This window comes from Nocardioides sp. NPDC006303, from assembly GCF_040613175.1.
In the GTDB taxonomy this organism is placed as follows: Bacteria; Actinomycetota; Actinomycetes; order Propionibacteriales; family Nocardioidaceae; genus Nocardioides.
In genome coordinates this window covers 85,955-112,772 of the sequence record NZ_JBEXRR010000015.1, presented here as the reverse complement: position 1 = coordinate 112,772, position 26,818 = coordinate 85,955, and the positions used below count along the sequence as shown (strand labels likewise).

The window sequence follows — 26,818 nt, the reverse complement described above, 5'->3', positions numbered from 1 at the left end:
AATGGTTCTCATGACCCCCACTACCCGCTCCGCCGGCCTGCTTGCCGCCGGCGCACTCCTGCTCACCTCGGGCTGTGCCGCGCTCTCCGACGACTCCGGTTCCTCCGCCTCCGGATCCGACTCGGGGAAGGTTGAGGTCGCGGCCGCGTTCTACCCGCTGGAGTTCGTCGCGGAGCGGGTAGCGGGAGACCTCGCCGAGGTCACTCCCCTCACCAAGCCGGGCGTCGAGCCGCACGACCTCGAGCTCAGCATCAACCAGACCGCCGCACTGCAGAGCGCCGACCTGATCCTCACCGAGCACGGCTTCCAGCCCGCCGTCGACGACGCGGTCGAGCAGGACGTCAAGGGTGAGGTCGTCGACGTCGAGAAGGTCGTCGAGCTCCGCAAGGCCGAGGAGGAGGGCCACGAGGAAGGTCACGAGGAAGAGCACGCCGAGGACGAGCACGCCCACGGCGAGACCGACCCCCACTTCTGGCACGACCCGCTGCTGATGGCGCAGTACGCCGAGGGCGTACGCGACGCTCTGGTCGAGGCTGACCCCGACAACGCCGAGACCTACGAGGCCAACGCCAAGGCGCTGACCGAGGACCTGACGAAGGTCGACGAGGAGTTCAAGACCGGTCTGGCCCAGTGCAAGATCAAGGACGTCGTGGTCTCCCATGACGCCTTCGCCTACCTGGACAAGTACGCCCTGGAGTTCGAGTCGATCGCCGGCCTGACCCCCGACGCCGAGCCCAACCCGGCCCAGCTCGCCGAGATCGGCGAGCACGCCAAGGAGCACGGTGTGACCACGATCTTCTCCGAGCGCCTGGTCAGCACCGCGCTCGCCGACACCCTCGCCGACGACCTCGGTCTGAAGACCGCCGTGCTCGACCCGATCGAGGGCCTCTCGGCAGACACCGAGGGAGAGGACTACCTTTCCCTCATGCGCCAGAACCTCGACGCCCTGAAGGCGGCCAACGGTTGTCAGTGACCAGATCAGGGACCGGAAACAGCACCGTCCCCGCCGATGTCCCCGTGCAGCTCCTGCACGGGGATGTCGCCCTGTCCGGACGTCCCGTCCTGCGCGAGGTGGACCTGACCGTCAAGCGCGGTGAGTTCGTCGCCCTGATGGGCGCCAACGGCTCCGGCAAGTCGACGCTCGTACGCACCCTGGTGGGCCTCAACCCGCTCTCGGCCGGTCGCCTCGAGCTGTTCGGCCGCCCCCTGGCCGGCTTCCACGACTGGTCGCGGGTCGGCTACGTGCCGCAGCGAAGCACCGCCACCGGCGGCGTACCCGCCTCGGTCTGGGAGGTCGTCGCCTCCGGCCGGCTCACCCACCGCAAGCTGCTGCGGCCGCTGCGCAGCGCCGACCGGGCCGCGATCCGGGCGGCGCTCGAGGTGGTCGGGATGGATGCGTACGCCCACCGCGGGGTCGCCCAGCTCTCCGGCGGTCAACACCAGCGGGTGCTGATCGCGCGGGCGCTCGCCGGGCGGCCCGAACTGCTGCTGCTCGACGAGCCCACCGCCGGCGTCGACCTGCCCAACCAGCACGCGCTGGCCGGGGCCCTCGGCCGGCTCAAGGAAGACGGCGCCACGATCGTGCTGGTCGCCCACGAGCTCGGGCCGCTGGCTCCGCTGGTCGACCGCGCCGTCGTCATGCGCGACGGGCGCAAGGCCTACGACGGCCCGCCCCTCTCCGACGCCGACGTCCACGCCCAGGGCTTCGACGCCGGTCACGTCCACTGCGACACTGGGCTCGATTCAGCTGGCTCGACCGCCGCGCCCAACGCCGCCGTCCCGACCCCACTCAAGGAGCTCTGATGACTCTTCTCGAGCTCTTCTCGGTGCCGTTCATGCAGCGGGCCCTGATCGCGGCGTTCCTCGTCGGGATCGCGGCGCCGGCGGTCGGCACCTACATCGTCCAACGGCGCCTGGCGCTGATGGGTGACGGCATCGGTCACGTCGCCGTAACCGGCGTCGCGATCGGCCTGTGGACCCAGACCTCGCCGACCTGGGCCGCGGTGGTCGTGGCCATCGCCGGCGCCGTGGTCATCGAGATCGTGCGCGAGCGCGGCCATGCCGAAGGCGACGTCGCCCTGGCGATGCTCTTCTACGGCGGGCTCGCCGGCGGCGTCTTCGTCACCGGGCTAGCCGGCACCGGCGCCTCCCGGCTCCAGGAGTTCCTCTTCGGCTCGATCCTGACGATCTCGGTCGACGACCTGCTGGTGACGATGGCCCTCGCGGTCGTGCTGATCGTGATCTGCGTCGGCCTCTCGCCGCAGCTGTTCGCGGTCTCCCAGGACGCCGACTACGCCAAGGTCGCCGGGCTGCCGGTGCGGTTCTACTCGATCCTCGTCGCCGTGCTCGCCGCCCTGAGCGTGGTGATCGCGATGCGTACCGTCGGGCTGCTGCTCGTCTCCGCCCTCATGGTCGTGCCGGTCGCGATCGTGCAGCAGCTGACCCGTTCGTTCCGGATGACGCTGCTCGGCGCGATGGGCGCCGGCCTGGTCGCCTCGGTCGGCGGCCTCGGGCTGGCGGCCGCGCTCTCCCGCACCGGCGCGAACGTCCAGCCCGGCCCCAGCATCGTGCTGGTCGCGCTGGCCGGGTTCTTCCTGGTCTGGCCGATCGGCGCCTGGCTACGCCGCCGGCGGGCCCTCGTGGCCCCGTTCCCGGAGACCGCGCCCGTGGAGAAGCCGGTCGACGAGGAACACCCGCACCACCACGGGGAGAAGTGCGGTCACGTAGCGGTCGAGCACGGCGACCACGTCGACTACATCCACGACGGCCACCGGCACGCGGCGCACGTCGGCGCGGAAGGAGAGCACTATGACGAACACTGATCCTTTGGCGACTGACCCTTTGGCGACTGAACCCTCCGGAGCCCTACGACCCACCAAGCAGCGACTCGCCGTGGCCGAGGCGCTACGGACGTACGACGGCTTCCACTCCGCCCAGGAGATCCACTCCCGCCTCGACGGCGCCGTCGGCCTGGCCACGGTCTACCGCACGCTGACCGCGCTGGCCGAGGCCGGCGCGGTCGACGCGATGCGCTCCGAGGACGGCGAGACGATCTACCGCCGCTGCTCCGACACCCACCACCATCACCTGGTCTGCCGTCAGTGCGGCCGCACCGTCGAGGTCGAGGGCCCTGCCGTCGAGCGCTGGACCAAGACCATGGCCGAGGACAACGGCTTCACCGACGTCTCCCACACCCTGGAGATCTTCGGCACCTGTACCGACTGCCGTTAGAGCTGGATCGGGTTCGGAAGCGCGCCGCCGTAGCGGCGGTCCCGGGAGGCGTACGTCTCGATGGCATGCCACAGGTGGCGGCGGTCGACGTCGGGCCACAGCACGTCGGTGAAGACGAACTCGGAGTAGGCCGCCTGCCAGAGCATGTAGTTGGACAGCCGCTGCTCACCGGAGGTGCGCCAGATGAGGTCGGCGTCCGGGAGGTCGGGGACGTAGAGGTAGCGCTCGAAGGTCTTCTCGGTGATCTTCTCCGGACGCAGCTTCCCGGCGCGTACGTCCTCCCCCATCCGCCGCACGGCGTCGGTGAGCTCGGCGCGACCGCCGTAGTTGACGCACATCGTCAGCGTGCAGACGGTGTTGTTCTTCGTCATCTCCTCGGCGATCTTGAGCTCGTTGATGACGGACTTCCACAGCCGCGGGGCGCGACCGGCCCAGCGGACCCGGACCCCGAGCTCGTTCATCTCGTCGCGCCGGCGGCGGATGACGTCGCGGTTGAAGCCCATCAGGAACTTCACCTCGTCGGGCGAGCGCGACCAATTCTCGGTGGAGAACGCGTAGGCCGAGATGGCCTTCACGCCGATCTCGATGGCTCCTTCGACGACGTCGAAGAGCGAGGACTCACCCTCTTCGTGGCCCTTGGTCCGGGGGAGGCCACGCTCCTTGGCCCATCGGCCGTTGCCGTCCATGATGATCGCCACGTGGTGCGGGACGAGGTCCTTGGGGACCGGGGGCGGGGTAGCCCCGGACGGGTGGGGTGTTGGGGTACGGACCGGCTTGCTCACGAGGTGCAACCCTAGTCGGGCGATAGCCAGGAGGCGGCTGCGGCCCGGGAGGCTGCGGCCTGGGCGGGACCATCGGGCGCCGGGGCGCGTCGTACTCCATCTCCTCGGGTCCCCTGGCCGGACCGGGGACGGTCAGCGCGCCGATGATCGTGGTGATCGGCATCGCCAGGACGACCCCGATGCCCGCGGCCATGGTGGCGACGATCTCGCCGGCCATCTGCTCGGTCGTCAGCAGCGAGAGGAAGGTGCGGTCGTAGAGCTGGATCACCAGCAGCAGGGTGAGCGCGCTGCCGACGTAGGCGAACACGATCGTGTAGATCGTCGAGGCGACGTGGTCGCGGCCGATCCGCATCGCGCCGCGGAAGACGTCCCAGCGTGAGGTGTCCGGGCCGGCGGCACGCAGCTCCCACACCGCGGAGGCCTGGGTGATGGTGACGTCGTTGAGCGCGCCGAGGCCGGCGATGATCACGGCGGCGACCAGCAGGGTCTGCAGGTCGAGCGCGGCGTCGAGCGAGGAGAGCGTCTGGCCGCTCTCCGAGCCCAGCCCGCTGAGCCGGCTCGCGCCGATCGCGAAGGTGCCGATCAGCGCGGTCACCGCGACCCCGGCCAGGGTGCCGGCGAGCGCCACCGACGTACGCACCGAGAACCCGTGGGTCGTGTAGAGCACCACGTAGAGGATCAGCACCGAGGAGACCAGCGCGACCCACGCCGCGGGCTCGCCGGAGAGCAGCGCGGGCAGCAGGAACAGCCACACCACAGCCCCCGCGAAGCCCAGGCCGAGCACTGCCATCAGCCCGCGCAGCCGCGCGACGGCGACGACACAGACCACGAAGAGGCCGACCAGCAGAAGCAGCGGCGGCCCGCGCTTGACGTCGAAGAAGGCGTACGTCGCCTCCCCCTCCTTCTCGGTGCGGGACAGCTCCACCTCGTCGCCGGTCTCCAGCCCTGAGCGGGCCATCGGGGTCGAGATCTCGACCGCGACCTCGGTGCCGGTGTCGGGTCCGCTGGTGAGCGTCGCGGCGGCGGTGTTGCAGCCCTTCGGCGTGCCGTCGGCACTGCACGGGTCGGCGACCGAGGTGACCTCGGCCGTCTCGAAGACCACGCCGTCGGCGACGAACTCCTGCGACCCCTGGAGCTTCTCGACGGCGGCGCGGTCTGGCCACCACAGGGCCACGCCGACCACGGTGATCACGGCTACGAGCACGAGCGAGACGGTCAGCACCAGCCGCGGCAGGGCCTCGACCTCCACCTCGGCGTCGTGCCCACCGTGGGAGTGGCCGTGGGAGTGGGCCATCTTTTCTCAGCTCTCGACGTATTCCAGCGAGCGCAGGTTGCGGTCCAGATGCCAGGAGAGGTACGCGGCGACCAACCCGCTCGCCTGCCTGCTGGTCCGGTCCTCGGCGCCGCCGACGGTATCCCAGTCACCTGAGAGCAGCGCACCGAGGTGACCGAGTGTCTCGGGCGAGGGCGTCGCTGAACCCGGCACCCGGCAGGTCGTGCACAGCGCGCCGCCCATGGACACGTTGAACCACCGGTGCGGACCCTCCAGCCCGCAGCGCGCGCAGGCCTCGAAGCTCGGCGCGTAGCCGGCGACGGCCAGCGAGCGGAGCAGGTAGGAGTCGAGGACGTGGCGGGGAAGCCGGTCGCCCTGGGCGAGCACCCGCAGCCCGCCGACGAGCAGCAGATACTGCTGCGGCGCCGGCTCGCCCTCCTCGTGGACCAGCCGGTCGGCGGTCTCGAGCATCGCGGTGCCGGCGGTGTAGCGGTCGTAGTCCAGTCCGATCCCGGCATGGAACAGGGTGAGCGTCTCGGCCTGGGTGATCGTGTCGAGGTTGCGCCCCTCGGCGAACTGCAGGTCGACGTGGGTGAACGGCTCCAGCCGCGAACCCCACCGCGAGGTGGTGCGCCGCACGCCCTTCGCCACCGCACGCACCCGTCCGTGGTGGCGGGTGAGCATGGTGATGATGCGATCGGCCTCACCCAGCTTGTGGGTGCGAAGCACGATGGCCTCGTCGCGGTAGAGGGGCACGACCCCATTCTGCCGTGCGGCACCGACAACCGCGGCAGCGACAGACCGACTGATGGCCCACATGACGGCAACGAGGCGTGTGGGTCGTCGCCTTTGGTGGATGCGTCTCCTATCGTGCCGGTCATGAGCTCAACAGGCATCGCGACCGTGCCGACCCGCCCCGCGCGCGACGACCGCGAGCCCGGCACCGCCGCCGGACCGCCGGTCACCGTCGTCGACTGGCTGATGCTGGTGCTTGCCATCTTCTCGGTCGCGGCGGCCGTGTGGGTGACGTTCTGGGACGTGTCGCAAGTCTGGTACGACCGGGTCGTCACCGCCGACTACGTCGTGTGCGCCATCTTCGCCATCGAGTTCGCATGGCGCTGGCGCCGCTCAGGGCTCGGCTGGAAGTTCCCGCTGATGTACTGGTACGAGCTGCTCGGCATGATCCCGCTCGGCATCGCTGCCAGCCCCGCCTTCCGCAGCCTCCGGCTGCTGCGGATCGTGCTCATTCTGCTCAGGCTGATGCGCGCCGCCGACCGTGCCTTCGGCGACCGGGTCTCGGCGTACGTCGTGGGGAGGTTCTCCGGCGCAATCGTCAACGCGATCCGCAAGCCGATCACGGTCGCGGTGCTCGACGAGGTGATCGCGGTGATCCAGACCGGCAACTACACCCGGCACATCTCCAGCGCGATCGAGGAGAACCGTGCCGAGATCGACACCCTCATCATCGACCTCATCCGTCAGGACCAGGCGGCCGGGAAGCTGAGGTACCTCCCCTTCCACGACGACGTCGTCCGGCTCGTGGCCGACACGGTGCTGCGCCTGGTCGATCAGGGTCTGGCCGACCCGCGGGTCCACGAGATCATCTCCGATGCCATCCGTGAGTCCGCCAAGGAGCTGCGGGAGAACATCGGCTCGGACCACCACTCCGCGGTCAAGCGGGATCAGGAGCGGTTCGGCAAGTAGGTCTCGATTTCTTTGCGAAACCCGCTGAAGTAGGTGTCACCGCAGTCCGCCGGGCCGGATTCAGGGCATGATTCCGCCATGAGCGCGACCTTCCCGACCAGTCTCGGGCGGCTACAACAGGTCCGCCACATCGGCGCCGGCGCTTTCGCCTCCGTGTGGCTCTACTACGACCCCGATCTCGACTCCCACGTCGCGGTCAAGGCGCTCTCCCCCGGCTGGGTGTCGAACTCGGAGATCCACAAGCGCTTCCTCCAGGAAGCGCGCCTGCTCCGCTCGGTCGACTCGCCCCATGTCGTCCGTGTCTACGACATCGGTCAGACGAGCACCGGCATCCCCTTCTTCGTGATGTCGTACGCCGACGGCGGCTCGGTCGCCGACCTGCTCAAGCGCTCTCCCGGCGGCCTGGACGTGCACGAGGTCGCCGACATCGTCGCGCAGGCCGCGGACGGACTCATGGCGTTGAAGGCTCGCGGGGTGATCCACCGCGACATCAAGCCCGCCAACCTGCTGCTCACCTCCGAGACCTCCGGCGGCACCGCCGGTGCTCGCCGGGTGATGATCGCCGACCTCGGCGTGGCCCGCTCGCTCGACTCGCTCAACGAGGTCACCCGCGACATCGGCACCCCGTCCTACATGGCGCCCGAGCAGCTCGACCCGTCACTGCCGATCGACCACCGCGCCGACGTACGGGCCCTGGGCGCGGTCGCCTGGGCCCTGCTCGCCGGCCGCTCCCCCGCCCCCGCTCTCGGGCTCACCTCCCGAGTGCCCGAGGCAGGTTCCGTACGTCCCCTCCCGGCCCCGATCAGCCAGGCCATCGCCCGGGCGCTGGAGCCCCGGGCCGAGGACCGCTGGCCGGACGCGCGCTCGTTCGCCGACGGGCTCCGCGCCGCGGTCAAGGGCACCCGCGTCACCCCCGGACCACAGCCTCGCTCCGCGACCCAGCCGCCCCCGCCCACCTCGCCGTGGCAGAAGTCGGCAGCCCCGCCCAGCGGGCCACCGAGCGGTCCACCCAGCGGCCCGCCGACCGGGTCGCCCTTCGAGCAGCCCACGACGGTGCCGACCAGCATCGCGACGCAGCACCCGCCGAAGCGGAAGCGCACCGGGCTCCTGGTCGGTGGCCTGGCCGCGGTGGTGGTCGTCGGGCTCGTCGCCGGGCTGATCTTCTTCGTGACCAACGGGGGAAGTGACGTACCCGAGGCCGGTGAGTGCCGCAATCTCGACTATGCCGCGGCCACCGAGTTCGTCGACGAGACGGAGCCGGTGGACTGCGCCGAGCCGCACACGCTCTACACCTTCCACGTCGCCACCGACGTGAAGACCTACAACGACAACGAGGCCGCCGGGGCCGCCTGCTTCACCCGCCTGGAGACCGGCCTCGGACTGCACCCGGAGACGCTGGCCCGCACCGCCTACATCGTGAGCTGGTACTGGCCCTCGGAGGCCACCTGGAACGACGGCGACCGTTACGTCCGGTGCGATGTCGGGGTGACGGTCCAGGGGGCACCGATGATCGACCTGCCCGAGGACCCGGTGCCCGACCCGTTCCCGACCGACCTGCGGGCCTGCATCGACAGCAAGATCGACAAGGTCGTCCGCTGCGGGACCACCCACGACTACATCGTCGTCGACACCTTCGAGATGACCGGCGACACCTACCCCGAGCAGAGCGAGACCAACGTCCAGGGGCTGGGCGGCTGTCCGACGGACGCGACGATGTTCAAGGCGCCGTTCAGGACCGCCTGGATGGCCGGCAGCCGCCTGGGCCTCTGCGCGAAGTACGACGTCGAGTCCTAGGAGTTCCTAGGAGATCAGTGGCGCCAGCCGCCTGACCGCCTCCCGGAGGCGGTCCGGAGTCGTCGCCGCGTAGCCGATCACCAGGCCCGGCGGACCCTCACCCTCGCGGTGCCGGCTCAGTGGGTGGACGGCGATGCCCGCCTCGAGCGCGGCCGTGGCGAGAGCCGCGTCGTCGACTCCTGCGGGCAGCGTCGCCAGGACGTGCAAGCCGGCCGCGACGCCTCCGACCCGAACGGCCGGCAGGTGCTCGGCGAGCGCCTCGAGCAGGGCGTCGCGGCGAGCCTTGTGTCGCTGCCGGACCAGTCTCAGGTGCCGCTCGAAGGCACCCGAGGTGAGCATCCGCGCCAAGGTGATCTGGGGTAGCGCCGGGCTGGCCAGGTCGAGCCAGTAGCGCGCCTCGACCAACTCCTCCTGCATGCCGGACGGGGCGACCAGCCAGCCGATCCGCATCGCGGGCGCGAGCGTCTTGGAGACGCTGCCGAGGTGGACGATCCGGTCGGGTGCGAGCACCTTCACGGCCGCGACCGGCGGTCGGTCGTAGCGGTGCTCGGCGTCGTAGTCGTCCTCGATCACCAGCCGGTGCGGCACCGCCCGGACCCACTCGACCAGCTCCCGGCGCCGCTGCGGGGACAGCACGACCCCGGTCGGGAACTGGTGCGCGGGCGTGACCACGACGGCATCGACACCGCTGGCCTCGAGCGCCGCGACGTCCAGGCCGTCGCCGTCCACCGGCACCGGGACCGTCGTCATCCCCCATCGCTGCAGGTGCACGCGGCCGCCGTACGATCCCGGCTCCTCGAATCCGACTCTGGTCCGGCCGCGCTCCTCCAGCCAGCGGGCCAGGAGCACGAGCCCCTGGGCGACGCCGTTGATCACCAGGATCTCGTCGGGCGAGACCGTGAGGCCGCGGGTGCGGCCGAGCCAGACCGCGAGCGCCTCCCGCAGCGCCGGCACGCCGCGCGGGTCACCGTAGCCGAGGTCGGCGCTGCCGATCTCGGCGAGCACCTCCCGCGACGCCTTCGCCCACGCGGCCCGCGGAAAGGCCGAGAGGTCGGGCACTCCCGGGGAGAGGTCCAGGTCGGGAGTCGGCAGCCGGGTGGCGGCACCGAGGCGGCGTACGGCTCCGGGGACCGCGCTCACCCGCGTGCCGCCGCCGCTACGCGCCGAGAGCAGGCCCTCGTCGGTGAGCCGCTGGTACGCCTCGACCACCACCCCGCGCGAGACGCCGAGCTGGGTGGCGAGGGGGCGCGATGCCGGCACCCGGGCCCCGACCGCGAGCCGGCCGTCGGCGACCGCGTCGCGCAGCGCACCGGTGAGCCAGGCTGCCAGCCCTCCTGGCGGCACTCCGGTCGGATCGAGCTGGAGGAAGTCCGCACCCGTCATTTGGTCCACTCTGCCACCTCTGGTTTGGATCTGTCTGCCAGACCAAGTTCGGGCGAACCTCGTAGACATGACCACCGAAGCCCTCCCACACCCCGATACCGCCGGCGGAGCAGCACCGAACCGCGGCACCCTGCTCGGCATCGTCTTCGCCGCGGCCGGGATGGCCTGCGTCGGCAGCAGCGTCGCCGTCTCGGCCGCGATCACCGACGCCCCGCTCTTCACCCTGCAGAGCGTCCGGTACGCCCTCGCCGCCCTCCTCCTGCTCGCCGTCGCGCGGGTCACCGGCTGGCGGGTGCCGCGGCCGCGCGGTCGCGAGTGGCTCTGGCTGGCCGGGGTGGCGACCGCCGGCCTGGTGCTCTTCAACGTCGGTGTCGTCCGGGGTGTCGCCCATGCCGAGCCGGCGGTGATCGGCGTCGCCGTCGCCGCCGTCCCGATGCTGCTGGCGGTCGTCCCGGCGGTCGCGACCCGCACCCTCCCGGCTCGCACGGTGATCATCGGGGCCATGGTCGTGACCGCGGGCGCCGTCGTGGTCGAGGGCTTCGGGCGGACCGATGCTGCGGGCGTCGGCTACGCGCTCTTGGTGCTGGTCTGCGAGGCGGGCTTCACGCTCCTGGCGGTGCCCGTCCTCCCCCGCCTGGGCGCCTTCGGGGTCTCGTTCCACTCGGTGTGGATGGCCACCGCCGGCATGGCCGTCATCGGTGTCGCCACCGAGGGACCGACCGCCGTCACCACGCTCGACACCGGCGATCTGCTCGCCGCGCTCCACCTGGCCGCGGTCGTCACCACGCTCGCGTTCCTGCTCTGGTTCACGGCCGTCAAGCGCCTCGGCTCCGGCCGCGCCGGCCTGCTGACCGGCGTCGTGCCCGTGTCCGCGGCCGCCCTCGGCGTACCGCTCAACGGAATCGTGCCCGGCCCGATGGTGTGGGTGGGCACAGCGGTGGTCGCACTGGGCCTGGTGATCGGGCTGCGCGGCACGCCGCTGCGGGGTCGCCCCCGCAGCGGCGCCGAGGTCAGCCGCGCGGGATCGTGACCGCCTGGGCGCGGTTGGCCGCGCAGACGACGGCCCGCAGGGAGGCGGTGACGATGTTCTCGTGGATGCCGATGCCCCACACGATCTCGCCGGCGATCTCACACTCGACGTACGCAGCCGCAGCCGCGTCGCCACCGGCGGAGAGTGCGTGCTCGGCGTAGTCGAGGACGCGGATCTCGGCGCCGGCCTCCTTCAGCGCGTCGACGAACGCGGCCACCGGGCCGTTGCCGACGCCCTTGTAGGTGCGCTCCTCGCCGCGTACCCGCAGGTCGACGACCTGCTCGTCGCCGCCCTCGGCGTCGGTCACCGAGGACCAGCTCTCCAGGGCGTACGGCTCCTCGCGCTCGAGGTACTCGGCGGAGAAGATCGACCAGATCTCCTCGGGGCTGACCTCGCCACCCTCGGAGTCGGTGTGCTGCTGGACCACGCGGCTGAACTCGATCTGCGCACGACGCGGCAGGTCCAGGGAGTGCTCGGTCTTGAGCAGGTAGGCCACGCCGCCCTTGCCGGACTGGCTGTTGACCCGGATGACGGCCTCGTAGGTGCGGCCGACGTCCTTGGGGTCGATGGGCAGGTAGGGCGCCTCCCACGGGATCTCGCTGGTCGGCTTGCCGGCCTCGGCGGCGATCCGGTCGAGGTCCTCCAGGCCCTTCTTGATGGCGTCCTGGTGGGAGCCGGAGAAGGCGGTGTAGACCAGGTCGCCCGCGTAGGGGTGGCGCGGGTGGACGTTGATGTTGGTGACGTACTCGACCGTACGGCGGATCTCGTCGATGCCGCCGCCGACGGTGAAGTCGATCTGCGGGTCGATGCCCTGGGAGAAGAGGTTCATGCCCAGGGTGACCAGGTCGACGTTGCCGGTGCGCTCACCGTGGCCGAACAGGCAGCCCTCGACGCGGTCGGCGCCGGCCATCAGGCCGAGCTCGGTGGCCGCGACGGCGGTGCCGCGGTCGTTGTGCGGGTGGAGGCTGATGGCGGAGTGCTCGCGGCGGGTCAGGCCCCGGCCGAAGTACTCGATCTGGTCGGCGTAGGTGTTCGGGGTCGACATCTCCACGGTGGCGGGCAGGTTGAGGATGATCTCCCGGCCGGCCTCCGGCTGCCACACGTCCGAGACCCGCTCACAGACCTCGAGTGCGTAGTCGGTGTCGGTCTGGGTGAAGATCTCCGGGCTGTACTGGTAGCCGAAGTCCTCGGTGCCGATCAGCTCGGGGACGTGCTCCTCGGCGTACTTCATCACCATCTCGGTGCCGCGCACCGCGATCCCGATGCACTCGGCCGGGGTCACGTTGAACACGACCCGGCGGAACAGCTCGGCGGTGGCGTTGTAGAGGTGGATCGTGGCGCGCGGGGCGCCGGCGATCGACTCGGCGGTGCGCGAGATGAGGTCCTCGCGGGCCTGGGTCAGAACCGAGATCTGTACGTCATCGGGGATCCGGTCGTCCTCGATCAGCTTGCGCACGAAGTCGAAGTCGGTCTGCGAGGCCGACGGGAAGCCGACCTCGATCTCCTTGTAGCCCATCGCGACCAGCAGCTCGAACATCCGCAGCTTGCGGGCCGGCGTCATCGGGTCGATCAGGGCCTGGTTGCCGTCACGCAGATCGGTGGAGAGCCAGCGCGGAGCCTTGGTGATCTTATTGGCCGGCCAGGTGCGGTCCGGTACGTCGACGGGCACGAACGCGCGATAGCGCTGGTGCGGCATCCCCGACGGCTTCTGCTGGTTGCTGGAGTTGCTCAGGTTGGTCATGCGGAATCCTCAACAGATGGAAGCGAGTGCCGGCGCACGTCGAACCTCCGCAGCGAGGGAGTCCGGCTTTCTCAGACCCCGCTGCGGCAGCTAAGGAGGAGGCTGCGCATCATGACTCGGTAACAATAACAGAACAGAACTGGCAGACTGGCCGGGCAGTCGATTGATCCTCAACACTGAGACAGAAGTGACGACGAAGGGGAGGAACGGGCGTGGCCCAACTGGCAGAGCTCACGGTCGAGGAGTCCTGGCGGCTTGCGGCGGACATCCAGGTGTCCCGGATCGGCTGGAACGGCCCGCGCGGCCCGGTGGTGCTACCGGTCAACCACGTCGTGCACGAGGAGGCGCTCTGGATCCGCACCTCGGCCCATTCCTCGATGGCCGAGCAGATCGACGAGAGCGCCGTCGCGCTGCTGGTCGACGACCTCGACCCCGACACCCATGTGGGCTGGTCGGCGCTGTTCAAGGGACGCGCGGAGATCCTCTACCGCGAGGACCAGATCCCCGACCTCGTCAAGAACCTCCACCCCTGGCCGGCCGGCCCTCGTCCGTTGTGGGTGCGGCTGCGCCCCAAGGAGGTCACCGGCCGCCGTCTGGGCGCTGACGGCTGATGCCTCGCCTGCTCGTCGTCCATCACTCCCCCACCCGGTCGCTGCAGCGCCTGACCGATGCGGTCGTCTCCGGCGCCAACGACCCCGAGATCGAGGGCGTCGAGGTCGTCGTACGTCCCGCTCTGGAGGCGACCGCCGAGGATGTCCTGGCCGCCGACGGCTACGTGCTCGGCACGAGCGCCAACTTCGGCTACATGTCGGGCGCCCTGAAGCACTTCTTCGACTCGATCTTCCTGGACGTGGGCGGCGCGCTCGACCCCTCCGGCGGAGCCGGGCCAGGAGACGGATCAGCGGCCGGTGCCACCGCCAAACGCCCCTATGGCTTCTATGTCCACGGCCGCTACGACACCACCGGCGCGATCCGCTCGGTGCAGTCCATCGTCGGCGCGCTCGGGTGGGCCCAGTCCTACGACATCCTCGACGTCCTGGGAGACGTCGAGGACACGCATGTCGAGGCGGCGTACGAGCTGGGAGCCACGCTGGCCGCGGTCCTCGACTGATTGTCCTTTCGGCCTGCTCATGGATTCGCAAGTAGAGTCGATCCCCGTGATCGGCCATACCCCCAGACGTACGACATCTCTGTCGCTCCTGATCGTGGTGCTCGCCGTCCTCGCGCTCAGCGGGTGCGGCGGTGATCGGGCTGCTGCCAAGGGCGAGGACCCGAAGCAGGTGGACTCGACCGCGCTGCCCGAGGTCGGCAAGTGCCGCAACCTCACCCACGAGGACGTCGCCGAGGCCTACAACTTCGACAAATACGTCGCCTGCGACGAGCCGCACAACGCCGAGACCTTCGGCGCCGGACCGCTCCCGGACGAGTTCAAGGACGCGGAGTACGGCGACGAGAAGGTCAACGAGTGGGCCTTCAGCCAGTGCCGCAAGCTGCTCGAGAAGTATGTCGGCACCAACCAGAGCCTGCTGATGCGCTCGATGCTCTCCCACGTCTACTTCGGCCCCTCGGAGAAGGCCTGGGACGAGGGCGCACGCTGGATCCGCTGCGACGTGGTCGGCGGCGGCCAGCAGGGCGCCGAGTACGTCGACCTGCCGACCACCACCCGCAACCTCCTCAAGGTCAAGAACATCGAGGACATCGAGGACCGTTGGATGGTGTGCGCGCAGGGCAAGGCGGTCACCTCCGCGAAGGTGCCCTGCTCCGAGCCGCACCAGATGCGGGCGGTGACGACCATCAAGCTGGGCGAGGACAAGACCAAGTTCCTCGGTGTCGCGGAGTCGAAGAAGAAGGCCTCGCAGTACTGCAAGGGCTCGGTCCAGGCCTGGTTGGGTTACCCGGAAAGCTTCGACTACGGGTACACATGGTTTGGAGAGAAGGAGTGGAACGCCGGCAACCGCTGGGCGGTCTGCTGGGCGGTGACCGAGGAGTGAGCATGCGAGACACGCTGAAGCGGAGCCCGAAGCGATCGGCGCCGCTGTGGGGGGCTCTCGTCGTCGTGGGGGCCATGGCCCTCGCCGGTTGCGGTGGCGGCGAGCCGAAGTCGGCTCCGTCGCCCTCGTCGGCGCCTCCCTCCGCCTCCGCATCCGCGGCGCCGTCCCCGAAGGAGGGGGCCTGCTACAACCTCACCTACGACGAGGCGCTGGCCCCGACCGCCGGCGGCACCGCGGTCACCTGCAAGGGCAAGCACACCACCCAGACGTACGCCGTCGGCCGGCTGAGGAACGTCGTCGACGGCCATCTCGTCGCCGTCGACTCGGAGCAGGTCGCGGCCCAGGTCGCCGAGGCGTGCCCCAACAAGGTCACCAAGTATCTCGGTGGCGACGCCGACGACCTGCGCCTCTCGATGCTGCGCCCGGTCTGGTTCACGCCGACGATCAAGGAGTCCGAGGCCGGCGCCAACTGGTTTCGCTGCGACGTCATCGGCATCGCCGGCCCCAAGGCCCTGATGACCCTCAAGGGCAACATGAAGGGCGTCCTGGGCGACTCCAAGACCGCCGAGCCGTTCCGGATGTGCGGCACGGCGTCGCCGAAGTCCGAATCCTTCAAGCGCGTCCCCTGCTCCCTCAAGCACAGCTGGCGGGCCCTGTCGGTCATCGACCTCGGCTCCGGGAAGTACCCCGGCGAGGCGAAGGTCAACAGCGCCGGCGCCGAGGACTGCAAGGCCGCTGCCGCCGAGGTCGCCGACGACCCGCTCAAGTACGAGTGGTCCTGGGAGTTCCCCAGCGCCGATCAGTGGCAGGGCGGGCAGACGTACGGGATCTGCTGGGCGCCGAGCTAGGGGCGGTTGGAATACCCGGTTAACCGGGTATTCCTGCACTTCTCGGGCATTGCAACACCTGAGAAGTGCAGGAAACACCGGAGCGCTGTGACCGGTGAGACGCCTGGGACTAGAACCCGAGCTTGCGCAGCTGCCGAGGGTCCCGCTGCCAGTCCTTGGCGATCTTGACGTGCAGGTCGAGGTAGACCGGCATGCCGAGCAGCTCCTTGATCTGCAGGCGCGCGCGCTGACCGACGTCCTTGAGCCGTGAGCCCTTGTGGCCGATCACGATGCCCTTCTGGGAGTCGCGCTCGACGTACAGGAAGGCGTGGATGTCCATCAGCGGCTTGTCCTCCGGGCGGTCCTCACGCAGCCGCATCTCCTCGACGACGACGGCGATGGAGTGCGGGAGCTCGTCGCGTACGCCTTCCAGGGCTGCCTCGCGGATGAGCTCGGCGATGATGATCTCCTCGGGAGAGTCGGTGAGCTCGCCGTCGGGGTAGAGCGGCGGCCCCTCGGGGAGGAGCTTGATCAGCAGGTCACCGAGGAGGTCGACCTGGTCGCCGCCGACGCTGGAGACCGGGACGATCTCGGCCCACTCGATGCCGAGCTCGACCCCGAGGGTCTGGATCGACATCAGGTGCTCGCCGATCTGCTCGGGGGTGGCGAGGTCGGTCTTGGTGGCGATCGCGACCCGCTTGATGCCCTTCTTGAGCTTGTTGGCGTTCTCCGCGATCCGGCGGTCACCGGGGCCGATCTTCTCGTTGCACGGGAAGCAGATCGCGACCACGTCGACCTCGGTCCAGGTGGCCTCGACCAGGTCGTTGAGCCGCTCGCCGAGGAGCGTACGAGGCCGGTGGATGCCCGGGGTGTCGACCAGGATCAGCTGGCCGTCGGGCCGGTGGACGATGCCCTTGACCACGGTGCGGGTGGTCTGCGGCTTGTCGGAGGTGATCGCCACCTTGGTGCCGACCAGCGCGTTGGTCAGGGTGGACTTGCCCGCGTTGGGGCGTCCGACGAACGACACGAAGCCGCTCCGGAAAGCTGGCTCGGTCACTGTTGCTCCTGTTGCTCGTCGTATCGCTGCCAGATCTGCTCATCGGTGAGCCCCTGGGCCTTGCCCTCACGCCACACCGGTCCGGGATCGACCGAGCGCGGCTGCCGCTTCTGGCCGCCACCGCGCCAGTAGCCCATCACGTCGTAGGCGTGGGAGTCGAGCTTCCGCTCGTGCATCAGATGCTTGCGGATCGCCCGCATCTGGCTCGACTCGCCGGCCATCCAGAAGTAGCCGTCGCCTTCGGGCCACTCGATCTTCTCCACAGCCGCAGCCAGGTCGGAGGCGGTCTCCGACGGCGGCGTTGACCAGGTGATCTCGGCGGTCTCAGGGAGATATCCGGGCAGGTCGTCGGGGGTCTCGGCCCAGATCCGCGTCGGCAACGCGGTGGTCTCGGCGATCCGTGCCATGGCCGGCATCGCGGTCAGGTCGCCGACCAGCAGCAGCCACTTCGCGCCCTCGGGCGCGGCGTAGGAGCCCTTGGGCTCGGTGATCGTGACCGTCTGCCCCACGGGATCGGTGCGCGTGGCCCACTCGGTCACCAGACCGACGTCGTGGACGACGACGTCGAGGGTCAGCTCACCGCCCCGCCAGGAACGCACGGTGTAGTAGCGCGACTGGAACTGCCCCGGGACGATCAGCCCGACCCATTCGTCGGGGATTCCGGTGGACTCGAACCCGGCCAGGCCGGGACCGCCGAGCACCAGACGTACGAGGTGGGGCGTGATCTGCTCGCGCCGAAGCACCTCCGCGGCGTACTGCTGGGCCTTGACACTCATCGCCTCAAGGTTATCCGCGCAGACGCGGCCCGCCCGCATCAGCGCCGCACTCACTCGTGGCTGATGGCGAGCAGAGCCTCTCGAGTCGCGTCGTCGGCCGGGAACATCGCCTCCACCGCGATCTCGTCGACCGTCACGTCGCGAGGTGCGCCGATCACGGAGAGGACGTAGAGGAAAGAGAGATCGCCGAAGCTCGTACGCAGCAACAGCGGCAGCACCGGCAAGGCACCGTCCCTCGCCGTGACCGCCGGCGCCTCCACGTCGGCCCCGGGCGGCGCCGGATAGCCCTCCACGTCTTCGAGGAGCTCGACCAGCCCGTCGGCCGCGGTCCGGTCGAGCTGCCGGCGGATGCGGCCGACGACGTGGGCCCGCCACTGCGGATAGTTGCGCACCTGCGCCGCCAGGCCGTCGGGATGCAACGTCGCGCGCAGCATGTTGAGCCGCGGCTGCCGCAGCGCGTCCGGCAGCGGAGCCAGGAAGAGCTCCATGGGCCGGTTGGTCGCCACCATGTCCCAGCGGATGTCGACCGCGCAGGCCGGGTAGGGCTCGTGGGCGGTGAGCACCGCCTCGACGGCGGACCTGGCGACCCCGAGATCGTCGAGCGGCCGCTCCTGGTAGACGGGCGCGAACCCCGCCGCGAGATAGAGCCGGTTGCGCTCACGCAGCGGCACCTCCAGCTCCTCGCAGAGCCGCTCGATCATCGTCCGGCTCGGCCCCGACCGTCCGGTCTCGATGAAGCTGAGGTGGCGGGCCGACACGTCGGCCGCGATCGCCACCTCGAGCTGCGAGCGTCGGCGCCGCTCGCGCCAGTCCCGAAGCAGCTCCCCGACGCTCAGCTGGGCCGTTGTCATGCACCCAGGCTGCCGGGCGGAGCGCGGCGCGGCAACTACCCGAGAGGTAATCGACAGGGCTCACCCGAAGGCGGATCGTCTTGGCCATGACCACTGAAACCACACCCCGCTCACCTGCCGCCACCGCCGAGGCGTACGTCTCGTTCTGGAACCTCTCCGCCGAGGAGCAGCGCACGCTCGGCGCCACCCTGTTCGCCGACGACGTCGCTCGCTCCACCCCGATCGGCGAGTCCACCGGCCTCGAGGCGCTGATCGACTTCACCCGCCAGTTCACCGAGGGCGTCGGTGACTACACGTTCGTGGCCCGTGCCGAGCCCGATGCACACCACAAGCATGTTCGGGTGCGCTGGGAGATCCGCAAGGAGGAGGGATCGTTCGCCGAGGGCACCGACGTCCTCGACCTGGACGGGTCCGGACGGATCGCCGCGATCACCGCGTTCATCGATCGCGCCCCCGACGGCTTCGATCCCGACGCCCACCACGAGGAGGCCTGACGTGTTCCTGATCGAGATCGCCTCTCCGGCCGGAGCACTCACCGACGGCGACCGTGCGACGCTGACGAAGGCGGTGACCTCGCTCCTCAACGAGGGCGTCAGCGCGCCGGAGGAGACGATGGCTCGCGGCCGGGCGGTGACCCACATCGCCTTCCGGGAGCTCGCCGGATGGACGACAGGCGACGGGGCGTGGGCACCGCCGGCCCCGCCGCCGCTGGTCATCACGGCCACCGTTCCCGAGGCGTGGCGGGAGGAGATGTCTCGCCCCCTGTCCGGCGCCATCCGGGCCGGCGTACGCCGACTCGACCGCGACCACGGCTGGACCAGGCCGGGCGGGCACCTCTGGATCAACCTCGTCGGGATCGCGGACGGCAGCATCGGGCTCAACGGCAGCCCCGCGACGGCAGACGACCTGACGAGCTGGATGACCGAGGAGTTCCGTGCGCGCCACAGCGCGGGCGAGGTCGACCTCCCCGAGGGCGTCGTCATCGATCCGATGTGCGGCATGCAGGTCACCCTCGGCCGCGGGGCGATCACCTTGGAGCACGACGGCGAGACCATCGGCTTCTGCGCCGCGTCCTGCCGACGTGCCTACGCCAAGGAGCACGGCGTCCCGGCCTGATCAGGCGGGGCCACCGCCCAGCCCGATCTCGTTGCCGTCGGGGTCGCGGAAGATGGTCTTGCGGACCCCGTTGCCGTACGTCTCCTGCGACTCCGGCCGCAGGCCGCGGTCGGCGATCGCGGCGAGGCGGGCGTCCAGGTCGTCGACGAAGAGGGTCACGAAGCCACGGCCCGCGAGCTCCGGCCTCACCTCGATGTAGACGTAGCCGTGCTCGACCACCTCGAAGACGGCCTCGGCGTCGTTGGGGTAGAAGGCCGGCGGGCCACCGAGCAGCGCCTCGTACCAGCGGGCTGCTCGGGCCAGGTCCGCGACCGGAAGTCCGGCGAACAGGTCGGTCATCTCAGAACCTCCAGCGGGTCGCACCGTAGGGCTCGACGGTCGCGACCGCGTGGGCCGAGGTCGCGTCGATGCGGAAGACGTGCCAGGGCGCCGGGCCCGCGCTCTGCGCGTTGAACGGGGCCGTGACGGCCTCGCCCGACTCGTCGACCTCGGCCGGCCAGCCCTCGTCGTCGTGGTAGTGCTTGGCCACGCGCTCGAGCTCGTCGCCGAGGACCCGCGTCACGCGGCCCTCCACGACCAGGTCGAACTCACGGACCGAGAGCGACAGCGCGCAGCGGGGGTCGCGGGCGTGGTTGCGGCCACGCCGCGTCCCAGGCCCCGTGACCAGGTAGAAGCTGCCGTCGAGCCAGATCGCGCCGACGGCGTTCACGTGCGGACCGCCGTCGGCGTTGATCGTGCTCACCCAGGTCGTGTAGCGCCCGGGCTCGCCCTCCTGCGACCCGGGCCCCTGGTTGAAGCCCTGGTCCAGTCGAGCGGTCACCTCCGCCCAGGACATCGGCGGGGCGTCGTACATCTCGGCGAGGTTGTGGGTCTCCATGGCGGTGTCTCCTTCGGCTGGTTCAGGACTCTTCACCTGTTCCACGAAGGAGTCACCGCCATTTCGACAACTGTCACGAACTCGATCTAGAAGGTGTGCCGCAGCGGGTAGCCCGAGAACCCGTCCACCGTCTTGGTGGCGAGCACGTGGTGGAGCTGGATGTTGTTGCGCTCGAAGCCGATCCGGGAACCGGCCATGTAGATGCCCCAGACCTTCGCGGTGCCGAGGCCGACCTCGTTGACGCAGGCGTCCCAGTTGTCGCGGAGGTTGTCGTTCCACGCCGTGAGGGTCTTGGCGTAGTGGACCCGGATGTTCTCGTGGTGCTGCACCTCGAGGTCGGTGTTCTCGATCGCGGACACGATGGTGCCCGAGCCGATCAGCTCGCCGTCGGGGAAGACGTAGCGGTCGATGAACGCCCCCGCGTTCGCCTTCGAGATGTTGTCGGGACGGGTGATGCAGTGGTTGAGCAGCCGGCCCCCATCGCGCAGCTTGCTCTTGATGAAGCCGAAGTAGGCCGGGTAGTTGGCCACGCCGATGTGCTCGGTGAGCCCGATGGAGCTGACCGCGTCGAAGTCCCCCTCGACCACGTCGCGGTAGTCGGAGAAGCGCACCTCGGCGACGTCGTCGAGGCGATCGGCCTTGATCGCCTTCTGGGCCCAGTTTGCCTGTTCGCGCGAGAGCGTGACACCGAGCGCCTTGACGCCGTAGTGCTTGGCCGCGTGGCGCACCATCCCGCCCCAGCCACAGCCGATGTCGAGCAGCCGCATGCCGGGCTCGAGCCCGAGCTTGCGGCAGATCAGGTCGTACTTGGCCGCCTGCGCCTCCTCGAGCGTGGCGTCATCGGTCGGGTAGAGCGCGCAGGTGTAGGTCATCGACGGACCGAGGACGTACTCATAGAAGGTGTTGGAGACGTCGTAGTGGTGGTGGATCGCATCGGCGTCGCGCTCGGGCGAGTGCCGCGTCCACGGCAGCGCGCTGATCGCGCGGCCGGAGAGGTGGCGTACGTTCTCGGCCCGCTGCCGCCACGCCGGCAGGTGCTCCTGCGGGGGTGGCTTGGGCGGGACGAAGTTCTTCACCCCGAGCGCGCGCACCATGTCGACCGTCTCCCGAGGGCTGGGCCGTTTGAAGTCGGTCTTGTCCAGGATCAGGTCCAGGAGCGGGTAGGGGTCGCCCGGATGGATGCCGTGCAGGGCCATGTCACCGCTGACGTAGGCACGTGCCAGACCGAGATCGCCCGGCGCGGTCAGCAGGAACGCGAGCCCGCGCGGGTTGAGGATCTCCATCCCGAAAGGAGAGTCCTTGTCGCCGGCGACACTGCCGTCGTACGCGGTGAGCTTGATTGGCAGCCCACCGTCGAAGAGTTCGTTGATGGTCTCTGCAATGTGGTTCACAGTCTCTTCACCGCCTTGCTGTACAGATCGGTCAACCGGTTGCCGGGGTCATACCTCGCCTTCACGGCAGCGAGGTTGTCCCCGTCATAGAGAGCGTCGAAGACATCCTTGTCGTAGAACGCCTCGGAGTAGAGCGATTTATGCCCGCCGAGCTCGTGGACCTGTTCCTCGATCGCACGGTTCTTGGGGGCGTTGACGGCTCCGGGGCCGACGTGGACCGTGCCCCAGAAACCGACGTTGACGTACGTCCGGCCCGCCTCGAGCGGGTAGGTCGGCCATTTCCCTCCTGTGTTCGTCCCTTGCGACACCAGCGGGCACAGCCACACCGGCCGCATCCCGATCTCGGCGTCGAACCACTCCAGGAATGCGGGGAGGTTCTCGACCGGGACCTCGATGTCCTGGATCACCCGTTCCCTCAGGAGCCGTCCGGCACGCGCGTCGAGCTTGTCGGCGATGCCGAACTTCCGGTCCAGGCCGACCAGCTTCATGTAGACGTCCGAGCGTCGCAGCCGGCGCGGCCACACCCGGCGGAGGTACTTGTTCTGCGCGCCGAAGGCGCCCGAGCACCAGAACCAGTCGGTGTCCCAGCGCCACAGGTAGTCGTAGGTCGTCAGCACATCAGTGTCACGCTCTTGGATCGAGCGGTAGTAGATCTGCTGGCCGCCGTAGTCGCTGGGGGTCTGCGTGGCCTTGTCGGTCCAGGTCGCGAGGGTCAGGTAGTACTCCCCCGGCTCGAACGCGACACCGTCGAGCCCGTCGACCCGCTCCCCCTCGTACGTCTTGGTCTCGGTGATCTGCGCGATCGTCTTGGTGAGCAGGCCGAGGTCGTCGAAGCGTACGTGGCGCAGCGCGACGTAGCCCGGCACCTTCTCCAGCTTGATCTTGAGCCGGGTGGCGTAGCCGAGGGAGCCGTAGGAGTTGGGGAAGGTGTCGAAGAGGTCGTCCCCGGGTCGAGTCGTGACGATCTCGCCCGCGCCGGTCAGGATGTCCATCTCCAGCACCGACTCGTGCGGCATCCCGTTGCGGAACGAGGTGGCCTCGATGCCCATCCCGGTCACCGCGCCACCGAGCGTGATCGTGCGCAGCTGCGGGACGACGTACGGGATCATCCCGTGCGCCAAGGTGGCATCGACGAGGTCCTCGTAGGTGCACATCCCCTGTACGTCGGCGGTGCCCGCCTCGGCATCGACCTCGATCACGCCGCCCAGACCGGAGACGTCGAGACCGGGGGCGTCGGTCGCCGCCCGGGCCCGGAAGAGGTTGGTGGTGCGTTTGGCCAGTCTGACGGGAGCGCCGTCAGGGATCCGCTTGTAGGAGGCCGTCAGCCGCTCGACGGCCTCGGTGTGTCGTTGCCAACCAGTCTCACCCGTCACTCCACGCACTTTACTCGCGCCCTGGGATCTCGGGTTTCGATTTTCACGTTCGTTCGCTTACAGTCACAAGCGCCGACTGCTCCCGTCGAGCGCCCCCATCTCGTGCACCCTGGAGGGTCCCCATGTCCAGTGCTGCCCATCGTGACGCTGTGTCAACGCTCGCCGAGAAGGCAACCCCCTACTTCACCGAGAACCAGGTCAAGTGGCGCAACAAGTCCGTCTCCCAGGCCCGGCTGGCGCTGGCGATCGACCAGATCGTCGTGCACATGCGTGAGAAGGGCGTCGACATGGCGACCATGAACGGCCTCACGGCCTACCGGGACGAGGACGGGATCCACGTCACGATCGAGCTGGGCACCCTTCCGCTCCTCGCCGAGTCCGGCGGGGCCGGCGGCACCGGCGGCCACCGAGCCGCTCGCTGAGCAGCCCGGAGGCGCTCAGCGGAGGTTGCCGCGCGGGTCGCCGGCGAGGACAGGGACGTCCTCGCCCGCGAACTCCTTGACGATCGAGAGGTCGTCAGCGGAGGCCTCCTCGGCCTCGCCGAGCACGACGACGGCCTCGAGGCCCTTGGAGCCGGAGGCCACGGCCATCGCCACGCAGACGCCGATCGCGGAGACCTGGAGCGAGGGCAGGTCCACGGTGGCGGCGGCGTAGGTGCGGCCGTCGAGGTCGCGTACGGCTGCTCCTTCGGCCGCGCCGGTGCGGGCACGCGTCGCGCGGGCCAGGGTCACCAGCTTGCGGTCCTCCGCGGTGAGCTCACTCTGCTCGGGCATGGGCCTCTTTCTTCCTGTCCGTCTTCTCGCGCTGCTCGTCCTCGTCATCGGCCTCGGACTCGGCCGGGACGACGACGCTGATGTGTACGGTACCGATCTTGTTCCGACGGCCGGCAGCCTCCTCGGCCACGAAGCGGAGCCCGTGGGCCTCGACCTCGGTCCCCGGGATCGGCACGAGGCCGAGATGCTTGGCCATCAGACCGCGTACGGAGTCGACGTCGTCCTCCTCGACAGGGAGGCCGATGAGCTCCTCGAGGTCGCTGACCAGGAAGCGGGAGGGCACCCGCCAGGAGCCGTCGCCGAGGTGGAGGGGCTCGCGGTCCTCGATGTCGTACTCGTCGGTGATCTCGCCGACGATCTCCTCGAGGATGTCCTCGATGGTGATCAGGCCGGCGGTGCCGCCGTACTCGTCGACGACGACCGCGATGTGCTGGCGGTGCTGCTGCATCTCGGCGAGCAGCTCGTCGACCGGCTTGGAGTCGGGGACCCAGGTCGGCTTGCGCATCAGCGACTCGACCCGCTGGGTGGTCTCGACCTCCGGCGCCTCGAAGTCCCGCGCGACGACGTCCTTGAGGTAGACCATCCCGATGATGTCGTCGAGGCTGTCGTCGATCACCGGAATCCGGGAGTAGCCCGAGCGCAGGAACAGCGACAGCGCCTGGCGCAGGGTCTTGCGGCGCTCCAGGAAGACGATGTCGCCGCGGGGCACCATCACCTCGCGAGCACGGGTGTCGCCGAGCTCGAAGACCGAGTGGATCATCCGGCGCTCGTCGGCCTCGATCAGGTCGGAGGCCTCGGCGATGTCGACCAGCTCTCGCAGCTCGGTCTCCGTGGAGAACGGGCCCTTGCGGAAGCCCTTGCCGGGGGTGAGCGCGTTACCGAGGATGATCAGCAGGCTCGGGATCGGGCCGAGGATGGCGGTGATCGCGCCGATCGGACCGGCGACCGCGAGGGCGATGCCCTCGTGGTGCTGACGCCCCAGCGTGCGAGGACCGACGCCGATGACCACGAAGGAGACCACGGTCATCGTCCCGGTCGTGGTGAGCACCGTCGGCCACCAGCGCCCCTGATAGAGGTCGTACGCCCACAGCGCGACCAGCACGGTCGCGCCGATCTCGCACAGCATCCTGAGCAGCAGCACCGTGTTGACATAGCGGGCGGGGTCGCCGACCACCGCCACCAGGCGTTTGGCGCCGGCACGGCCCTCGGAGACCAGCTCCGCGGCTCGGGCGCGGGAGAAGGCGCTGAGCGCCGCGTCGGCGGCGGAGAAGATGCCGGCGATCAGGACCAGAACTGCGGCTGCGATCAGCAGCCTCGCATCGTCCATGGGTGGTGGTGGTGCTCCTACTCGGGTGCGGTGGCCGATGAGCCCCAGGCTTTGAGCAGCTTGGCCTGCAGCCCGAACATCTCGGCGTGCTCGTCGGGGTCCACGTGGTCGAAGCCGAGCAGATGGAGGATGCCGTGGGTGGTCAGGAGCTCGATCTCCGCCACGGTGCCGTGACCGGCTGCCTCGCCCTGCTTGGCCGCGATCGTCGGGGCGATGATGATATCGCCCAGGTCGCCCTCCTCCGGCTCCTCGTCGAGGCGGCCGGGGAGCAGCTCGTCACCGGGGAACGACAGCACGTCGGTCGGGCCCTCGGTGTCGAAGTAGCGCTCGTTGAGCTCGGTGATCGTGGCCTCGTCGCCGAACTTGATCCGGAGGTCGGCCTGCGGGTGCACGCGCAGCTGCTCGAGCAGGAAACGAGCGAGCTTGGCGACGTGCTCGACGTCGATCTCCTGCTCGGACTCGTTGATGATCTCCGTGCTCATCGCACCTCTCCGGAGGCCCGGCCCTGGCTCTGCACGTCGTGCTGCTCGTAGGCGGCGACGATCTTGGCGACCAGTCGGTGGCGTACGACGTCGTGGCTGGTCAGGTTGTTGAAGCTGATGTCCTTGACGTCGTCGAGGATGCCCTCCACGACCCGGAGCCCGGACTTCTGGCCGTTGGGGAGATCGGTCTGGGTCACGTCACCGGTGACCACGATCTTCGACCCGAAGCCGAGGCGGGTCAGGAACATCTTCATCTGCTCGGGCGTGGTGTTCTGCGCCTCGTCGAGGATGATGAAGGAGTCGTTGAGGCTCCGCCCGCGGAGGAACGCGAGCGGGGCGACCTCGATGGTCCCCGACGCCATCAGCTTGGGGATCAGCTCCGGGTCCATCATGTCGTGCAGCGCGTCGTAGAGCGGACGCAGGTAGGGGTCGATCTTCTCGGTCAGGGTGCCGGGCAGGAAGCCGAGCTTCTCGCCGGCCTCGACCGCCGGACGGCTCAGGATGATCCGGGTGACCTGCTTGGTCTGCAGCGCCTGGACCGCCTTGGCGACCGCCAGGTAGGTCTTGCCGGTGCCGGCCGGGCCGATGCCGAAGGTGATCGTGTGCTTGTCGATCGCGTCGACGTAGCGCTTCTGGTTGAGCGTCTTGGGCCGGATGCTGCGGCCGCGGTTGGAGAGGATGTTGAGGCTCAGCACGTCGGCCGGCTTCTCCGTCGTGTCGGCCTGGAGCATGCCGATCACCCGCTCGACCGTCTCGCCGCTGACGCCCTGGCCGGTGCGGATGATCTGGACCAGCTCCTCCAGGACCCGCTCGATCATCGCGATCTCGCTGGGGGCGCCGTGGAGGGTGATCCGGTTGCCGCGCACGTGCACGTCTGCGTCGAAGTGGGCCTCGATGATCCCGAGGTGCTCATCGGCCGGACCGAGGACGGTCACCATGTCGACGCTGTTCGGAACGACCACGGTGTGCTTGGTGGTCGCGGTGACCCCCTGGTCGGAGGTGTCGGTCGGAAGCGGACTTGGGTGTCGATCGGTCATGG

29 protein-coding genes and 1 pseudogene are annotated in these 26,818 nt (G+C 69.6%); 14 read left to right on the top strand and 16 right to left on the bottom strand.

Going from position 1 to position 26,818, the window contains the following annotated elements:
• Nucleotides 1–10 precede the first annotated feature (10 nt).
• The 4 genes from ABZY89_RS14005 to ABZY89_RS13990 are packed head-to-tail and all read left to right on the top strand — an operon-like array spanning nt 11 to nt 3,231.
• On the top strand, nt 11–973 hold the full coding sequence (locus ABZY89_RS14005) for a metal ABC transporter substrate-binding protein (RefSeq protein ID WP_355228022.1): 963 nt from the start codon (nt 11–13) through the stop codon (nt 971–973).
• Nucleotides 970–1,803 (top strand): ABC transporter ATP-binding protein, encoded by an 834-nt coding sequence (locus ABZY89_RS14000; RefSeq protein ID WP_355228020.1) that lies wholly within the window; start codon nt 970–972, stop codon nt 1,801–1,803. Before ABZY89_RS14005 ends, ABZY89_RS14000 begins: the two co-directional genes overlap by 4 nt.
• Nucleotides 1,803–2,822, top strand: a complete 1,020-nt coding sequence (locus ABZY89_RS13995; RefSeq protein ID WP_355018169.1) for a metal ABC transporter permease — start codon at nt 1,803–1,805, stop codon at nt 2,820–2,822. The genes ABZY89_RS14000 and ABZY89_RS13995 overlap by 1 nt, the downstream gene beginning before the upstream one ends.
• Nucleotides 2,809–3,231 (top strand): Fur family transcriptional regulator, encoded by a 423-nt coding sequence (locus ABZY89_RS13990; RefSeq protein ID WP_355228018.1) that lies wholly within the window; start codon nt 2,809–2,811, stop codon nt 3,229–3,231. The genes ABZY89_RS13995 and ABZY89_RS13990 overlap by 14 nt, the downstream gene beginning before the upstream one ends.
• On the opposite strand, the gene ABZY89_RS13985 is transcribed toward ABZY89_RS13990, so the two are convergent.
• From ABZY89_RS13985 to recO, 3 genes and pseudogenes are all read right to left on the bottom strand, one after another.
• Nucleotides 3,228–4,022 carry an isoprenyl transferase gene (locus ABZY89_RS13985; protein WP_355228016.1) on the bottom strand — a complete coding sequence of 265 codons (795 nt, stop codon included), beginning with the start codon at nt 4,020–4,022 and terminating at the stop codon, nt 3,228–3,230. The two genes, ABZY89_RS13990 and ABZY89_RS13985, sit on opposite strands and share 4 nt — an antisense overlap.
• A gap of 139 nt (nt 4,023–4,161) precedes the next feature.
• Nucleotides 4,162–4,971 (bottom strand): annotated as a pseudogene (locus tag ABZY89_RS13980) (YibE/F family protein); the annotation flags it as partial.
• 342 nt (nt 4,972–5,313) lie between these two features.
• On the bottom strand, nt 5,314–6,042 hold the full coding sequence (gene recO / locus ABZY89_RS13975; RefSeq protein ID WP_355018167.1) for a DNA repair protein RecO: 729 nt from the start codon (nt 6,040–6,042) through the stop codon (nt 5,314–5,316).
• Nucleotides 6,043–6,165: 123 nt separating this feature from the next.
• Between recO and ABZY89_RS13970 the strand changes: the two genes are divergently transcribed.
• Both ABZY89_RS13970 and ABZY89_RS13965 read left to right on the top strand, forming a co-directional pair.
• The gene (locus ABZY89_RS13970) at nt 6,166–6,990 is read left to right on the top strand and encodes an ion transporter (RefSeq protein ID WP_355228014.1); all 825 of its coding nucleotides are present in this window, start codon (nt 6,166–6,168) and stop codon (nt 6,988–6,990) included.
• A 78-nt stretch (nt 6,991–7,068) separates the two neighbouring features.
• Nucleotides 7,069–8,784, top strand: a complete 1,716-nt coding sequence (locus ABZY89_RS13965) for a protein kinase (protein ID WP_355228012.1) — start codon at nt 7,069–7,071, stop codon at nt 8,782–8,784.
• Nucleotides 8,785–8,790: 6 nt separating this feature from the next.
• On the opposite strand, the gene ABZY89_RS13960 is transcribed toward ABZY89_RS13965, so the two are convergent.
• Nucleotides 8,791–10,167, bottom strand: a complete 1,377-nt coding sequence (locus ABZY89_RS13960; protein WP_355228008.1) for a PLP-dependent aminotransferase family protein — start codon at nt 10,165–10,167, stop codon at nt 8,791–8,793.
• A 67-nt stretch (nt 10,168–10,234) separates the two neighbouring features.
• On the opposite strand from ABZY89_RS13960, the gene ABZY89_RS13955 reads away from it, so the two are divergent.
• A complete protein-coding gene (locus ABZY89_RS13955) occupies nt 10,235–11,197 on the top strand; it encodes a DMT family transporter (RefSeq protein WP_355228006.1) in 963 nt (320 codons plus the stop codon).
• Here ABZY89_RS13955 and leuA read toward each other — a convergent pair.
• On the bottom strand, nt 11,178–12,938 hold the full coding sequence (gene leuA, locus ABZY89_RS13950; protein WP_355228004.1) for a 2-isopropylmalate synthase: 1,761 nt from the start codon (nt 12,936–12,938) through the stop codon (nt 11,178–11,180). The two genes, ABZY89_RS13955 and leuA, sit on opposite strands and share 20 nt — an antisense overlap.
• Nucleotides 12,939–13,150: 212 nt before the next feature.
• Here leuA and ABZY89_RS13945 point away from each other — a divergent pair, with 212 nt between their 5' ends.
• Genes ABZY89_RS13945 through ABZY89_RS13930 form a run of 4 tightly spaced genes read left to right on the top strand, consistent with a single transcriptional unit; the run spans nt 13,151 to nt 15,777 of the window.
• Complete coding sequence (locus ABZY89_RS13945) at nt 13,151–13,549, top strand: pyridoxamine 5'-phosphate oxidase family protein (protein ID WP_355018161.1); 399 nt, start codon at nt 13,151–13,153, stop codon at nt 13,547–13,549.
• Nucleotides 13,549–14,049, top strand: a complete 501-nt coding sequence (locus ABZY89_RS13940; RefSeq protein WP_355228002.1) for a flavodoxin family protein — start codon at nt 13,549–13,551, stop codon at nt 14,047–14,049. The genes ABZY89_RS13945 and ABZY89_RS13940 overlap by 1 nt, the downstream gene beginning before the upstream one ends.
• 46 nt (nt 14,050–14,095) lie before the next feature.
• Nucleotides 14,096–14,929, top strand: a complete 834-nt coding sequence (locus ABZY89_RS13935; RefSeq protein ID WP_355228000.1) for a septum formation family protein — start codon at nt 14,096–14,098, stop codon at nt 14,927–14,929.
• Nucleotides 14,930–14,931: 2 nt separating this feature from the next.
• On the top strand, nt 14,932–15,777 hold the full coding sequence (locus ABZY89_RS13930) for a septum formation family protein (RefSeq protein WP_355227998.1): 846 nt from the start codon (nt 14,932–14,934) through the stop codon (nt 15,775–15,777).
• A 109-nt stretch (nt 15,778–15,886) separates the two neighbouring features.
• On the opposite strand, the gene era is transcribed toward ABZY89_RS13930, so the two are convergent.
• From era to ABZY89_RS13915, 3 genes are read right to left on the bottom strand one after another with little or no spacing between them, the layout of a single operon-like run.
• A complete protein-coding gene (gene era, locus ABZY89_RS13925; protein WP_355227996.1) occupies nt 15,887–16,813 on the bottom strand; it encodes a GTPase Era in 927 nt (308 codons plus the stop codon).
• The gene (locus tag ABZY89_RS13920) at nt 16,810–17,589 is read right to left on the bottom strand and encodes a siderophore-interacting protein (protein ID WP_355227994.1); all 780 of its coding nucleotides are present in this window, start codon (nt 17,587–17,589) and stop codon (nt 16,810–16,812) included. The genes era and ABZY89_RS13920 overlap by 4 nt, the downstream gene beginning before the upstream one ends.
• Before the next feature lie 50 nt (nt 17,590–17,639).
• A complete protein-coding gene (locus tag ABZY89_RS13915) occupies nt 17,640–18,440 on the bottom strand; it encodes a helix-turn-helix transcriptional regulator (RefSeq protein WP_355227992.1) in 801 nt (266 codons plus the stop codon).
• Between the two features lie 86 nt (nt 18,441–18,526).
• Between ABZY89_RS13915 and ABZY89_RS13910 the strand changes: the two genes are divergently transcribed.
• Nucleotides 18,527–18,934, top strand: a complete 408-nt coding sequence (locus ABZY89_RS13910) for a nuclear transport factor 2 family protein (protein ID WP_355227990.1) — start codon at nt 18,527–18,529, stop codon at nt 18,932–18,934.
• A 1-nt stretch (nt 18,935) separates the two neighbouring features.
• Nucleotides 18,936–19,556 carry a hypothetical protein gene (locus tag ABZY89_RS13905; protein WP_355227988.1) on the top strand — a complete coding sequence of 207 codons (621 nt, stop codon included), beginning with the start codon at nt 18,936–18,938 and terminating at the stop codon, nt 19,554–19,556.
• Here ABZY89_RS13905 and ABZY89_RS13900 read toward each other — a convergent pair whose 3' ends face one another.
• From ABZY89_RS13900 to ABZY89_RS13885, 4 genes are all read right to left on the bottom strand, one after another.
• A complete protein-coding gene (locus ABZY89_RS13900) occupies nt 19,557–19,895 on the bottom strand; it encodes a VOC family protein (RefSeq protein ID WP_355227987.1) in 339 nt (112 codons plus the stop codon). It abuts the gene before it with no gap.
• A 1-nt stretch (nt 19,896) separates the two neighbouring features.
• Complete coding sequence (locus ABZY89_RS13895; RefSeq protein WP_355227985.1) at nt 19,897–20,433, bottom strand: pyridoxamine 5'-phosphate oxidase family protein; 537 nt, start codon at nt 20,431–20,433, stop codon at nt 19,897–19,899.
• A gap of 86 nt (nt 20,434–20,519) precedes the next feature.
• A complete protein-coding gene (locus ABZY89_RS13890) occupies nt 20,520–21,824 on the bottom strand; it encodes a class I SAM-dependent methyltransferase (protein ID WP_355227983.1) in 1,305 nt (434 codons plus the stop codon).
• Nucleotides 21,821–23,197 (bottom strand): FAD-binding oxidoreductase, encoded by a 1,377-nt coding sequence (locus tag ABZY89_RS13885; protein ID WP_355227981.1) that lies wholly within the window; start codon nt 23,195–23,197, stop codon nt 21,821–21,823. The genes ABZY89_RS13890 and ABZY89_RS13885 overlap by 4 nt, the downstream gene beginning before the upstream one ends.
• 149 nt (nt 23,198–23,346) lie before the next feature.
• On the opposite strand from ABZY89_RS13885, the gene ABZY89_RS13880 reads away from it, so the two are divergent.
• Complete coding sequence (locus ABZY89_RS13880) at nt 23,347–23,619, top strand: hypothetical protein (RefSeq protein ID WP_355227979.1); 273 nt, start codon at nt 23,347–23,349, stop codon at nt 23,617–23,619.
• 15 nt (nt 23,620–23,634) lie between these two features.
• Here ABZY89_RS13880 and ABZY89_RS13875 read toward each other — a convergent pair whose 3' ends face one another.
• From ABZY89_RS13875 to ABZY89_RS13860, 4 genes are read right to left on the bottom strand one after another with little or no spacing between them, the layout of a single operon-like run.
• Complete coding sequence (locus ABZY89_RS13875; RefSeq protein WP_355227977.1) at nt 23,635–23,970, bottom strand: cytidine deaminase; 336 nt, start codon at nt 23,968–23,970, stop codon at nt 23,635–23,637.
• Nucleotides 23,954–25,297 (bottom strand): hemolysin family protein, encoded by a 1,344-nt coding sequence (locus ABZY89_RS13870; RefSeq protein WP_355227976.1) that lies wholly within the window; start codon nt 25,295–25,297, stop codon nt 23,954–23,956. Before ABZY89_RS13870 ends, ABZY89_RS13875 begins: the two co-directional genes overlap by 17 nt.
• Before the next feature lie 17 nt (nt 25,298–25,314).
• The gene (gene ybeY, locus ABZY89_RS13865; RefSeq protein ID WP_355227974.1) at nt 25,315–25,779 is read right to left on the bottom strand and encodes an rRNA maturation RNase YbeY; all 465 of its coding nucleotides are present in this window, start codon (nt 25,777–25,779) and stop codon (nt 25,315–25,317) included.
• A complete protein-coding gene (locus ABZY89_RS13860) occupies nt 25,776–26,717 on the bottom strand; it encodes a PhoH family protein (protein ID WP_355228050.1) in 942 nt (313 codons plus the stop codon). Before ABZY89_RS13860 ends, ybeY begins: the two co-directional genes overlap by 4 nt.
• Between the last annotated feature and the right edge of the window lie 101 nt (nt 26,718–26,818).